General features: G+C 47.3%; 1 protein-coding gene. It reads left to right on the top strand.

Annotation, left to right across the window (positions count from 1 at the left end; translation table 11 throughout):
• On the top strand, window positions 1–243 hold a 243-nt coding region (locus tag V6255_RS18180; RefSeq protein WP_341629397.1), incomplete at both ends, for a VCBS domain-containing protein.

The raw sequence follows: 243 nt of genomic DNA, 5'->3' as shown, positions 1-243 counted from the left end.
AAGATGCGGATGCAGCGACATTAACGACTTCAGGTAGCTTATCGCTAACGGATGTGGATACCTCGGATACGACCACGTTCATGGCAGCGACGGTAGAAGGTACGTACGGCGATATTACTATTGATGAAAACGGCGATTGGTCTTACGCAGCAGATAATACACAAGCGGCTATCCAAGCATTAGACGACGGTGAATTCCTAACGGATACCATTACAGTAACGACCAGTGATGGTGTTGAACAAG

This window comes from Psychromonas arctica, from assembly GCF_038155225.1.
Lineage (GTDB): Bacteria > Pseudomonadota > Gammaproteobacteria > Enterobacterales > Psychromonadaceae > Psychromonas > Psychromonas arctica_B.
Note: the sequence above shows the minus strand (reverse complement) of the source record. Positions and strands in the feature narration are given on the sequence as shown.